The sequence below is a fragment of the Pseudomonas syringae group sp. J309-1 genome (genome assembly GCF_032582135.1).
GTDB classification, from domain to species: domain Bacteria; phylum Pseudomonadota; class Gammaproteobacteria; order Pseudomonadales; family Pseudomonadaceae; genus Aquipseudomonas; species Aquipseudomonas quasicaspiana.
In genome coordinates, this window is sequence record NZ_JAWHNU010000042.1 from 1 (window position 1) to 12,225 (window position 12,225).

Consider the following 12,225-nt stretch of genomic DNA (forward strand, 5'->3'; position numbering starts at 1 on the left):
CGCGATAAGGCTGGACTCGGTTGACTTTAGATCGCGTCCAGCCTTATCGCGAGCAAGCTCGGCTCCCACAAGGTGTGGGTCTCACCTGCGAGGTTACCTACCCACAACACCCACCCGAAGCCAGGTCCTTGAGAATCGGACAGTCCGGGCGGTCATCGCCGTGGCAGTGCTCGACCAGTTCCTGCAGGGTGTCGCGCAAGCTCACCATTTCCTCGATCTTCTGGTTCAGATCAGCGATATGCTCGCGGGCCAGTGCTTTGACGTCGGCGCTGGCGCGTTGCCGGTCTTGCCAAAGCGTCAGCAATTTGCCCACTTCCTCCAGAGAAAATCCCAGATCCCGCGAGCGCTTGATGAACGCAAGTGTGTGCAGATCGTCCTTGTCGTACAGGCGATAACCACTGTCACTGCGATGCGCCGCCTGCAGCAGGCCGGTGGCTTCGTAGTAACGGATCATCTTGGCACTCAGGCCGCTCTGTTTCGCTGCTTGCCCAATGTTCATGACTTTGCCCCCGGATCTTCAGGCTTCCACGTTTTAAGCAGCAAGGCGTTGCTCACCACGCTGACGCTGGACAGTGCCATTGCCGCGCCGGCCAATACCGGATTGAGGAAGCCGAAGGCCGCCAACGGAATTCCGATCAGGTTATAGACGAAGGCCCAGAACAGGTTCTGGCGGATTTTTGCGTAGGTTTTGCGGCTGATCTCCAGCGCTGCCGGAATCAAGGCCGGATCGCCGCGCATCAGCGTAATCCCTGCCGCATGCATGGCGACGTCAGTGCCACCGCCCATGGCAATGCCGATATCGGCGGCGGCCAATGCTGGCGCATCGTTGATGCCGTCACCGACCATCGCCACGACGCCATATCGCTTCAGATCCGCCACTGTTGCGGCTTTGTCGGCAGGCAGCACTTCGGAATGAACGTCACGAATACCCAGTGCCTCGGCAACCACTCTGGCGCTGCCATGGTTGTCACCCGTCAGTAAGTGGCTGCTGATGTTGCGTGCGGCTAATTGCTCAACGGCTTGCCGCGCTCCGGGCTTGAGTGTGTCACCAAAGGCGAACAGGCCCAGCACCGCGGGGTTCGGGCTTTGCTCGATCAACCATGACAAGGTCCGGCCTTCGGCTTCCCAGGCACGGGCGGCATCGGCCAGTTCGTCCATGTGCAAACCGCTTTGTTCAAGCATTCGGCCATTGCCCAAGGCCAAATCGCGGCCGTCCAGCGTCCCGGCAATTCCGACGCCAGGCAGGGCCCGACTGTTTTCAATGCTGGCCGGATGCAGGTGCCAATCCCGGCAGGCGTCCAGCACCGCCTTGGCCAACGGATGCTCGCTGCCGCGTTGCAGCGCGCCCGCCCATTCCAGTACCTGTTCTTCATTGCCGCCTTTGGCGCAGAAGTGGGCGATTTGCGGAGTGCCGGAAGTCAGCGTGCCTGTCTTGTCGAACACCACGGTTGTCACTTCATGGGCACGCTCCAGTGCCTCTGCGTCCTTGATCAAAATACCGTAGCGCGCCGCGACGCCGGTTCCGGCCATGATTGCCGTTGGCGTTGCCAGCCCCAGCGCGCAGGGGCAGGCGATGACCAATACCGCAACGGCGTTGATCAGCGCACTTTCCATCGGAGCGCCCGCCACCAACCAGCCGGCAAACGTAAAAAAGGCGATGACCAGAACGGTCGGGACGAACACCTGGCTGACCCGATCCACCAGTTTCTGAATGGGAGCCTTGCCTGCCTGAGCGTCTTCAACCAGTCGAATAATGCGTGCCAGAACCGTTTCGGTGCCTAGCGCTGTGGTTCGGACCAGCAGGCGCCCCTCGCCATTGATTGCGCCGCCGGTGACCTTGTCGCCGACCTGTTTGGGTACCGGCAGGCTTTCGCCGCTGATCAGGGCTTCATCGGCGTGGCTTTGGCCTTCGATCACTTCACCGTCTACCGGGAAGCGCTCGCCCGGTTTGACCAGCACCAGGTCGCCCAGATTCAGAGCGCTGATGGGGACGTCGTGCTCATGACCGTCAATGACTCGCAGAGCGCGATCAGGTCGCAAGGCTTCCAGCGCGCGAATGGCGCTGGCGGTCTGACGTTTGGCACGGCTTTCCAGGTATTTGCCCAGTAGCACCAAAGCAATCACTACCGCCGACGCTTCAAAGTACAAATGCGGCATTTCGCCGGGGGCGGCAGTGACCCACTCATAAACGCTCAAGCCGTATCCGGCACTGGTGCCTAGTGCTACCAGCAGGTCCATGTTGCCTGCCCCGACGCGCACGGCTTTCCAGGCCGCTACATAAAATCGTGCGCCAAAAATGAACTGGACCGGGGTGGCCAGTGCGAATTGCGCCCAGGCGGGCAACATCCAGTGAATCCCGAAGGGCTGGAGCAGCATGGGTAGAATCAACGGGACCGCTAACAGGATTGCCAGAATCAGCGCCCAGCGCTCTCGGGTCAGTGTGCGAAGCTGCTGGTCGGCTTTCGCAATCGGGTCTTGATGCGCAGTAGCGGTATATCCGGCTTTTTCGACTGCGGCGATGAGGGTGGCGGTATCCGGCCCGCCGTCCGTCTCGATGTGCGCCTGTTCATTGGCAAGGTTGACACTGACGGTCTTCACCCCTGGCACTTTGTTCAGCGCACGCTCGACCCGACCTGCACAACTGGCGCAGGTCATGCCGGAAATCGGCAGATCGAAGTTGAGCGGATTGAGCATGTTCATTCTCCCTGAAGGCAGTTGCCTGCAAGGATCAACCTTTCCACGAGGACAAGGTCAAGTCCAGATCAATAATTCAGATTGGCGCGTTTGAGATACATGCCATTCAGGCTGCTGGCGATTCGGTATTTGAGAATATCGCCGGCTTGAATCTTGATGTTGGTATTGCTCTGGGCCTCCATACCGGGGTCGCAACCGAATACCGCACCTGGCAGCACACGCAGGCGAATGGCGACATTACCCGCGGGAAGGTTGAAGGACACAGATTGTTCCTGGAACAAGCGTCCCGCGAGCTGGTCCTGAATATAGATGCCGATCTCGCAGGATGTCGCGACTTCCAGTCGCTCGCGAGAAATGATCAGAACGCCATAATCCTGATCAGCCTGAACTGCCGGGGAAGCAGCGAACAGGCCGAGAATGCCGAAGAGGCTCAATGCTGACCAGCGCATCGCTGATACTCCTGATAGAGACGGTGATGATGCAGCTTGGCCGAGCCTTGCGCCGAATACCAGCCCGGCAGACAAACGAGAAACTTGACCTTGCCACGATGGGAAGGTGAAACATGGCGTTATCTTCACCTACAGCCCTGTTTGAAGGAGTAGCACCATGCAACGATTCAACGTTCAAGGCATGACTTGCGGCCACTGTGTCAAAGCGGTGACCACCGCCATCAAGGACCAGGACCCCAGCGCGCTGGTGCAAGTCGATCTGCCGACTGGCGAAGTCATTGTAGAAAGCGACCTGACCGGCGAGCAGGTGATCGGCTTGATTTCCGAGGAGGGGTATCAGGCGCAAATCGCCAATACGTGAGTGGGTTAGAACTCGATCTGTGGGAGCGCTGCTTGCACGCGATAAGGCTGGACGCGATATAAAGTGAACTGCATCCAGCCTTAACGCGAGCAAGCATCTCCCACAGTGTGAAATCTCCTACGAGGCGCGGCCGTGAAACTTTTTGAAGTAATTACCTTCTCCTGACACTCAGCCCGCACAGGCCCGGTTAAACTGTCGGGCTGCAAGAGTACTGTCTGGACGCCTCATGAACCTTCGCACCATCCTGATTCTCGGCGCGCTCAGCGCCTTCGGCCCATTGGCCATCGATTTCTACTTGCCAGGTTTCCCGGCCATCGCTTTGGCGTTTGGCACTGACGAGAAACACGTTCAACTGACCCTGGCGTCTTACTTTCTGGGCCTCTCCATCGGCCAGTTGGCTTACGGGCCTGTGGCTGACCGCTTCGGTCGGCGGATTCCACTGCTGTTTGGCGTGACCCTGTTCACTTTGGCTTCGCTGGCTTGCGCCTTCGCGCCGAATCTTGAGTGGCTGATTGGCGCGCGCTTTGTTCAGGCGCTGGGCGGTTGTGCGGGCATGGTGATTTCCCGGGCAATTGTCAGCGATAAATGTGATGCGGTGCAGTCTGCCAAGGTTTTCTCGCAATTGATGCTGGTGATGGGGCTGGCGCCGATTCTTGCGCCAATGCTCGGTGGGTTATTGGTCAATCTATATGGCTGGCAATCCATCTTCATCAGCCTTACAGCCTTCAGTGCACTGGCATCGTTGGCGGTGGCGCTCGGGTTGCCTGAAAGCATGCCGGCCAGCCATCCGCGTCAGCCACTGGCAGGTGCTTTCAAGCAGTACCGCAGTTTGCTGGGGGACCGGATTTTCCTCGGGCATGCATTGACGGGCGGCATCGCCATGGCAGGCATGTTTTCCTATATCGCGGGTTCGCCGTTCGTATTCATCAAACTGTATGGCGTGCCTGCTGAGCATTATGGCTGGCTGTTCGGCACCAACGCTGCTGGCTTCATACTGATTGCCCAGCTCAATGCAAGGCTGGTAGGCAAGAAAGGTCCGGCGTTCCTGCTGTCGCGTACGGTCTGGATTTATCTGGCTGCGGCTTTGACGTTGCTGGCCATTACCGGTTTGCGTACCGAGCAGCTTTGGCCGTTGCTGGTGCCGTTGTTCATCTGCATTGCCAGCCTGGGCTGCATCATCCCCAACGCATCGGCTTGTGCAATGAACGGCCAGTGGGCGCGTGCCGGGAGCGCATCAGCGATGCTGGGGTGTCTGCAATTCAGCGTGGCTGCCGGTGCGGCAGCGTTGGTTGGTGTGTTGCACGATGGCACTGCCGTCCCCATGGCTCTGGTCATCAGTCTATGTGGCGGGCTGGCGGTCACTATGTCGGTATTGACCCGTCGCTTGCAGCACAAGCGTGACGCGTCAGTAATTCAGGGCTGATTGATGCTCCCGCCCTTGTGCGGGAGCCAACCCGGTTATATCAACCAAATCCCGGTCGATCGCTTTCACTGTATTCATTACCAAATGAATGCAGATTGATTGTCTGTGTGCACTATAAATAGTGCTGAGGTGAGTTTCTGTTTATCTTCCTTCAGTGCTACTGGCTAGATGCTACATGGATTGTGGATTTATCCTACGGACTTTTCGGAAAGTGACGAGTGTAAATATGATTGATGGCAGTTAGCTGCGAACATGGGCTCTACTATTTGTCTTATTTTATTGAGCGTTTCTAGTTGTCCATGTTGTAGGAAAATGCCGTGCACGATATGGCGGATTTTCTGTTCGAGGGTATGTGGGCCTTTGTAGCCGGGGTTCGATGGGCGCCCATGTGATATTTTCAGGAATGCTCCTCGCGTGAAAGATTGGGCAAGGTTGATCAGGAAACTCCGGATGCTCTTGATGCAATGCTCTGTTTGCCTGATCGGGTGAAAGGTTCCAAGGCTTATACTGATCGTCCGGAGTTGGTTGGACCATAGTTATGTAAGCCCCGGTCTATCATCGGGCCGTTGCCTTGTTTACGAGCTCCACATTAGATCTGCGCATAAGTTGATAAGCCGTACCAACGCAGTCATCAATGCCGTGGGTGTCCTGAGGCCTTTCCAGGTTAAAGGTCGTCAGTTACCTGAGGCGTTCTACTTCACTGGCTCATTACGGCCTCGACTATGGCGGTCTTGCTTCTTGGTTACAACTGTATTACTGCCACCATGTCATCGCGATAGACGATGTTTCAACAGGGAGTGAACATATGGTTTCCGGAGCGTTACTAACTGTTAATAGTGATAATTGTCATTGAATTCATGTGCTTAGCGCTGGTAACTATTTTTTCCTGATGCTGAATCTTGCGACTGCGAAAATTCATACGAAAATCGGGTGTTAAGAGATAAGCGGGGCGCGCAGGCCTTCAGGCCGAAGACGCGAGGATTGAGCCCGAAGGGCGGAGACATGGCCGTCAGGTGTGGCTCGGTTCACCATGGCCGCCCTGTAGATGTGGAGCATGTTTACTGTACGGGCCTCCGATATAGCAAAACAGAGGTGTTGCTGCTCGACCTGAGCCAACGTGGGGGCAGAGCAGGTGATCTGTCGCCGCCTCGCAACCTGCTGCCAGTCAAAAATTCACGGGTGTTCTGGACACATTACATGCCCGGTGGGGACGCCGCACCATGCGGCTGGCAAGTGTGCCGGTCGACCCGCCGTGGGGTATGCAGCGCGAGATGACGAGCCAGAGCTCCACGACCAAAATGGAAGAGCTTTGGACGGTTTACTGCAGTTGAAGGTGGCATTTTAGGTGTGTCGACGGGGCGGTGTTCGAAACCGGGTCACCGCCCGGCAACTGAATGCACTGCGCGCACTGCAACGTACCGATCCCGACTTGGGCGATCTGGCCACGGCTGTCGCGCTGGCGTTCGACGCCTCGACCATCGACAACCCGGAACTGGCCCGGTTTATTCTGGAGAAGACCTGCCGCCGCATCGTCGTTGCTGAGCTAGGCAGTCACGAAGCCATGATCCGGCACCCGGAGCGTTTCGGTCAGTTGAACTGCCTGTCGCCCGCGCAGGTCACTAACTTTACCAACCGGATCAGGAAGCTGGGTTAATCATGCCCCAAGGGATTCACGAAGATGCGTTAAGCGCCATGCTTGAGGGCGGTGCGGTGCGGTGCGGTGCGCGATGTGCTGGTGAGTCGTAAGGAAAACAAGTGGACGTTGGCCATCCGTCTGGGCGGCGCAGGCAGTCGCTGGCTGCTGGTGCGCTCGCGACGAGAAGCGTTGCGCACCTGGGCCAGCCTGACGGCCGTGGGCCGGTTTGCCGAGTCGGCGGCGATTCGCGCTTTTCAGGTGGAAGTGTGACGCGCTGAACGGTCATCCAACTTCCAAGGCGTGGCCTACTCTTTAGTAAGAGTGATGTGAGGTTGTACCCGATTCCGGGATGGAGGTGTGGTATGACTAAAGATACGGTATTTGCTCGCTGCGTAACCTTGGATGGCAGTGAGCTGCTTCATGAACGGCAGATCGGGTTGGCCGGGCGCTGGAGTTTGATGGGTGATTTCGTGCTGTGTACCCAGTGCCTGGCCGCGCAGTCCATAGGCCTGGCGCAAAAAACCTTTGAGCATGCGCCCGACTGTGTGGCCAGCCAGTACGGGCTGCATCCTTGGCACGAGCTGGCTTACCTGTTGAGTGAGATCCCTCCGTTAGCGGGGCACCCCCTGCACTGACTGTCGTTGGCCGATTCGCCCGACAAGTTTGCGTGAATCGGCGCAGAGGTATTCGGACTAAGACTTCACGTGGCAGCGCATAAAAAAGACGCTTTCACCGATCAATATGCTGGCAGTCGGCCAATAGCAGTCGTTTAGAGCTACAAAAATAAATCTGTCTCCGTCCTTCTCTCTTTGATTGTTGTAAGTAGCTAGCTACATTGGTGGCTAATTGACGCTTCTCAGGCTTTCAAGGACGACCCATGCGCATCCAACACTTAGAGATATCTAACTTCCGAAAACTGCTTTCTGTGCGAATTGAATTCGCCAATGAGACCACGCTGCTTGTAGGGGCAAACAACAGCGGCAAATCCTCCGCCATGCTGGCACTCCGGAGATTCTTGGTTTCTAAGGCTTCTGCTTTTCGGCTCCAGGATCTGACTCTTTGTCATCTCACCAAGCTGGACGAGATTGGTAAAGAGTGGGAGAACCCACCAGCAAACTTTGAAATTCCTACTGCCAAGGACTGGGCCGACTGGCTCCCTAGCTTGGATATCTGGGTGTCGGCAGATCAAGGAGAGTTCCACTTCATCCGCGATCTCATACCTAGCTTTAAGTGGCGCGGGGGCCTTGTGGGAATGCGTTTCCTGCTTGAGCCAGATGATATGAGTAAGCTGTACACGGACTATCGCAAAGAGCGCGCGAGGGTCGCAGAGCTTGAGGATGCTCTAGGGAGGGAAGACCCGCCTGGTAGCCCGCTGAAGCTATGGCCGCAGAGCCTTCATGATTACTTGAACCGTCGGCTGGGAGACAAATTCAAGGTTCGTTGGTACCGCCTAGATCCACAACAACTTAGGAAGCCTGACAAGTCGACTCGAATGGCGCAAAGGCAGCAATTGAGCCTTACTGCGCTGCCCTTGGAAAGCAATCCCCTCAGTGGATTAATTCGAGTACATGAAATCAATGCACAGCGGGGATTCGGCGATCATTCGGACGACAATCAAGGCGATAACAATAGACCCAGCGGCGCTAGAAAACTCTCGGAACAACTCAGAGCCTATTACTCCCGACACCTTGATCCAGGTGACAGTCCAGATATCTCAGATCTCGAAGCGTTGCGGGCGATAGAAGCAGCTCAGTCGGCATTCGATACGAAGCTAGGTAGCAGCTTCGAACCCGCTATTAGAGAGGTCGAGGGATTGGGCTACCCTGGCCGCAATGACCCACGCATCAAAGTCGCAAGTCGCCTGGCAACAACTGATGGCATGAACCATGAAGCGGCCGTCCTTTTTGAGTTGGATTCAATCGAAGGAGCCCCAGGAGCCCCTCCTCTTCATTTACCAGAGACCGCTAACGGGTTGGGATATCAAAACCTGATATCTATGATTTTCCGGCTGATGGGTTTCAGGGACGAGTGGCTGAGAAAAACCAGGGCCGCCAACACGGAAGCAATAGACCGCGTCGAGCCCATCCACCTCGTGCTCATTGAGGAGCCTGAAGCCCACCTTCATGTTCAAGTGCAACAAGTTTTCGTACGGCACGCCTACCAAGTTCTATGCCGGGATGCTTTGCTTGAACGCTACCCAAATCTGAAGACTCAGCTTTTGGTGAGCACGCACTCCAGTCATGTAACTCATGAAGTAGAGTACCAGAACCTTAGGTATTTCAGGCGACTCCCAGCTGGGATGTATGGCATCGGTGTGCCGGTGTCTACGGTCTCTAATCTCTCTAACGTGTTCGGCGAGGGAACCAAGACGAAGGAGTTCGTAACCAGGTACCTGCGGGCACAGCATGCAGACATTTTCTTCGCCGACGCCGTCATCTTGGTAGAGGGCTCAGCAGAGCGAATGATGCTGCCGCATTTTTTGCGGAATAAGTTTCCATTCCTTGACCGCTGCTACATCACAACCCTCGATATCGGTGGCAGTCACGCACACCGACTAAGGCCCTTAATTGACGCCCTTGGCATCCTCACACTGGTTATTACAGACCTCGATGCAGGGCTCAATAAAGCTGCAAAACCCGTGCAAAGAAACGCAGATCAGATTACGAACAATCCCACATTGCGGAGCTGGATGAAACTGATGCATCTGGGCAGCACCGTGGACGAGCTACTTGAGCTGCCAGCGAATCAAAAAGAACACCAGATCGACGACCTGTACTCGGTACGCATCGCATATCAAACTCCTATTTCCACCCACCTGCCCGCTACTGGTGAAGCAATACAAGCTCTTCCAAATACCTTTGAAGACAGCTTTGTGCTTAGCAACGTCCGTCACTTTGCGGAAAAGGTAGGGAGCACTGGTCTGATGAAGGCTTTCGTTAAAGTTTTAAATGAATCGCAAACATCTGAAGCCGTCGGGGAAGGGTTTTTCAACGAACTACGCGAAGGAAAGAAAGCAGAGTTTGTGCTGCTCGTTTTGGGGGATAAAAACTTTTCCAACCTCGAAATCCCTGTATACATCAGTGACGGCCTCAACTGGCTTGAGTCCAAATTGCGAAGCAAACAAAAAGAGCTGCTGGTAATTCCGCCCGAGGGCGCGGAGGTGACGCCGTGAGCGAAGCAGCTGCTGCAGATGCGGACACCACTATGCAGGCTTGCCTGAATCTGGCAGACCCAAAGAGTTTTTTTCTTTACGCAGGTGCTGGCTCAGGAAAAACCCACTCACTCGTCGAGGCTATCCGCGAACTCAAAAGTCGCGAGCGAGAACGCCTGACGTTCGAGGGCCGGCGCATTGCGGTGATCACCTACACAAACGCAGCCTGCGACGAGATTCTTCGGAGGCTAGAGTTTGATCCACTAGTGGAAGTCTCGACTATTCACGCGTTCGCATGGCGCCTAATCCAAGGATTCGACAACGAGATCAGAGAGTGGCTAAGGATCAAACTTGCCCAGGACATTGAGAAGATCGAGGGCGAGCTAGCACGCTCGAAAGGCGACAATAAAACCTCTCGAGCAAACAGACGGAAGCTACAAAGCAAAACACGCAGACTTGAAACCCTCGACGAGATTACGAAGTTTATCTACAGCCCCACAGGCGACAACCGAGATCAGCAAGCGCTCAATCACGATGAGGTCATCAAGTTAACTGCAGCATTCGCTCCTGAACGCCCTTTGCTGGATGTTCTAGTGGACCGCTACCCAGTTGTATTGATCGATGAAAGCCAAGATACCCACGCTCCAGTAATGGAGGCTTTTCTGAAAGTCCAGCAATCGGCGCAGACACGTTTCTGCCTGGGACTACTGGGCGACACCATGCAACAGATTTACGGACATGGAGTTACGCGCCTTGATAAAGCGATACCGGGTGACTGGCTGAAACCTGAAAAGGTCGTTAATCGCCGCTGCCCTCGTAGGGTGGTAGATCTTATCAATGTGATTCGAAGCACTGCAGACACTCATCAGCAGACCCCAAAGCCTGATGCCATTGAAGGTATAGTGCGCATGTATTGCATTAGTCAAAGCCAAGAACAGGCTCCAAATCTGGAGGAAGGCATCGCTCATTCGATGGCTTTAATCACCGATGACAGCGGATGGGCTACCGGCCCTGAAGGCCGAAAGACCTTGATCCTCGAACATAAGATGGCTGCACGGCGGATGGGTTTCGAGAAGCTGTTCACCCCCCTATACGCGGTTGAGCACCTTCAAACAGGCTTGCTAGATGGAACCCTGCCCGCACTGCGCGTTTTCAGCGAAGGCGTTCTTCCCATCCTTAACGCTAAGGATGATCTCTTCCTCCTGCTTGAAGCCGTACGCTCTCGTTCTCCCTTGCTGAGCAAGGATGTTATGCAATCAACAGGCGATCAATCGGCCCATATGCAGCGCGTAGAGGACGCGACACAAGCTCTGCTCTCTCTTTTCGAAAGAAGCAATCCAACACTGAGCGAGGTCGCAATGCTTCTGCTGCAAACCCAACTGCTTGATGTCCCTGAAAATCTGGTTGGGGCCATGGTGTTGGGAGCCCCAGGTGAGGCTCCAGATCCTGAAGATACGAACGCGATGACCAACTACGCCTACCAGCAATTTCTGGAGCGTCCATTTTCGGAGCTGGCAGCCTTTGCGAGTTATGCGGATGGCCTTTCACCGTACGGCACACATCAAGGTGTAAAGGGACTAGAGTTTCCACGAGTCATGGTTGTCATCAATGATGAGGAGGCAGGCGGCTTCTTATTCAGCTACGACAAATTGCTGGGTGTAAAAGAACCAACAAAGACTGATCGGGACAACGAGCGTGACGGTAAGGACAACGCACTAGCACGTACTCGCAGGCTACTTTACGTGACGTGTAGTCGTGCTGAAAAAAGCCTGGCGATTGTCGTATACACACCCCAGCCCACACTGGCCAAGCGAAACGTAGTTGCTGCTGGCTGGCTCCAGGAGAGCGAGGTCGAAATCCTGTGAGGCATCCTTGGATTACCTTCACAGTGAGGTGGCATCAACTGGCTCCAGCATAACCTCAGAAGTTATAAAACCTAGCTGGCAAGCTAGGTTTTATAATGGTCTCTCCATTGGAGAGGCTTACAGGAAAATATCAAGCACGCTATTTGAAACGGAGGTAAGCGTCCGCTCAGCACACCTTGCGTAATTATAAGGGGGTAGCAACGTAAGCGTCTGGCAATCACGTCTTGCGAGCAGTTAATTGTCTGGGTCACTTCTCGGACGTACAGGTACCTGTTTGTGCACGGCATTGGACAGAACCAACGATGTCGTGACCGAACCATGGACAGCCAGCGCATCGACTATAGTCTCCAAATCAGCAGGCTGAGAAAACGCGCAACGGACTATGAAGCAGTCTTCTCCCGTAATCCTGTCAGCTTCTAGCACCTCAGGTATGTTGTTAAACAACTCCAGATAGCGCTTGATATGCTGGTGAGTTGTAAGCGTCTGCCAAAGTCACCTTGTATGACTCAGAACGGTATAAGCAGTCCTTCAGAAAGCCGTAGGACGGCTGATAATCCATGGCCTGACCTCATCCGGCGTCATGAAAAGCCTCGTTTATCGCGTTGAGCAAAGTAGCCCTTATAGGCGCGTCACCCTCTCACCTACC

Annotated in this window: 12 protein-coding genes; 8 read left to right on the forward strand and 4 right to left on the reverse strand. The window is 55.2% G+C overall.

What is annotated here, in order from left to right; translation table 11 throughout:
- Positions 1 to 97 precede the first annotated feature (97 nt).
- The 3 genes from cueR to RX972_RS20045 all read right to left on the reverse strand — a co-directional run bounded on the left by cueR (position 98) and on the right by RX972_RS20045 (position 3,143).
- Positions 98 to 499 (reverse strand): Cu(I)-responsive transcriptional regulator, encoded by a 402-nt coding sequence (gene cueR, locus RX972_RS20035; RefSeq protein ID WP_316877796.1) that lies wholly within the window; start codon positions 497 to 499, stop codon positions 98 to 100.
- A complete protein-coding gene (locus RX972_RS20040; protein ID WP_316877798.1) occupies positions 496 to 2,694 on the reverse strand; it encodes a heavy metal translocating P-type ATPase in 2,199 nt (732 codons plus the stop codon). The genes cueR and RX972_RS20040 overlap by 4 nt, the downstream gene beginning before the upstream one ends.
- Before the next feature lie 68 nt (positions 2,695 to 2,762).
- Positions 2,763 to 3,143 (reverse strand): hypothetical protein, encoded by a 381-nt coding sequence (locus tag RX972_RS20045; RefSeq protein WP_316877800.1) that lies wholly within the window; start codon positions 3,141 to 3,143, stop codon positions 2,763 to 2,765.
- Between the two features lie 157 nt (positions 3,144 to 3,300).
- Between RX972_RS20045 and RX972_RS20050 the strand changes: the two genes are divergently transcribed.
- The 8 genes from RX972_RS20050 (at position 3,301) to RX972_RS20085 (ending at position 11,579) form a co-directional block, all read left to right on the forward strand.
- Positions 3,301 to 3,504: a heavy-metal-associated domain-containing protein gene (locus tag RX972_RS20050; RefSeq protein ID WP_316877802.1), complete on the forward strand. Its 204-nt coding sequence runs from the start codon at positions 3,301 to 3,303 to the stop codon at positions 3,502 to 3,504.
- A 226-nt stretch (positions 3,505 to 3,730) separates the two neighbouring features.
- On the forward strand, positions 3,731 to 4,927 hold the full coding sequence (locus RX972_RS20055) for a multidrug effflux MFS transporter (RefSeq protein ID WP_122707105.1): 1,197 nt from the start codon (positions 3,731 to 3,733) through the stop codon (positions 4,925 to 4,927).
- A 1,220-nt stretch (positions 4,928 to 6,147) separates the two neighbouring features.
- Entirely contained in the window at positions 6,148 to 6,258 is a 111-nt protein-coding gene (locus RX972_RS20060; RefSeq protein WP_316877805.1) for a DUF4113 domain-containing protein, read from the forward strand.
- Between the two features lie 14 nt (positions 6,259 to 6,272).
- Positions 6,273 to 6,581, forward strand: a complete 309-nt coding sequence (locus RX972_RS20065; RefSeq protein ID WP_316877807.1) for a hypothetical protein — start codon at positions 6,273 to 6,275, stop codon at positions 6,579 to 6,581.
- Between the two features lie 81 nt (positions 6,582 to 6,662).
- Positions 6,663 to 6,833, forward strand: coding sequence for a hypothetical protein (locus RX972_RS20070; protein WP_410478247.1), 171 nt, complete (start codon positions 6,663 to 6,665; stop codon positions 6,831 to 6,833).
- A gap of 92 nt (positions 6,834 to 6,925) precedes the next feature.
- Complete coding sequence (locus RX972_RS20075; RefSeq protein ID WP_316877809.1) at positions 6,926 to 7,198, forward strand: hypothetical protein; 273 nt, start codon at positions 6,926 to 6,928, stop codon at positions 7,196 to 7,198.
- Positions 7,199 to 7,440: 242 nt separating this feature from the next.
- Positions 7,441 to 9,735 carry an AAA family ATPase gene (locus RX972_RS20080; protein ID WP_316877811.1) on the forward strand — a complete coding sequence of 765 codons (2,295 nt, stop codon included), beginning with the start codon at positions 7,441 to 7,443 and terminating at the stop codon, positions 9,733 to 9,735.
- Complete coding sequence (locus RX972_RS20085) at positions 9,732 to 11,579, forward strand: UvrD-helicase domain-containing protein (protein ID WP_316877813.1); 1,848 nt, start codon at positions 9,732 to 9,734, stop codon at positions 11,577 to 11,579. Before RX972_RS20080 ends, RX972_RS20085 begins: the two co-directional genes overlap by 4 nt.
- Positions 11,580 to 11,813: 234 nt before the next feature.
- Here the strand turns inward: RX972_RS20085 and RX972_RS20090 are convergent, their stop codons facing one another.
- Positions 11,814 to 12,041: an Lrp/AsnC ligand binding domain-containing protein gene (locus RX972_RS20090; protein ID WP_316877908.1), complete on the reverse strand. Its 228-nt coding sequence runs from the start codon at positions 12,039 to 12,041 to the stop codon at positions 11,814 to 11,816.
- Positions 12,042 to 12,225: the final 184 nt, after the last annotated feature.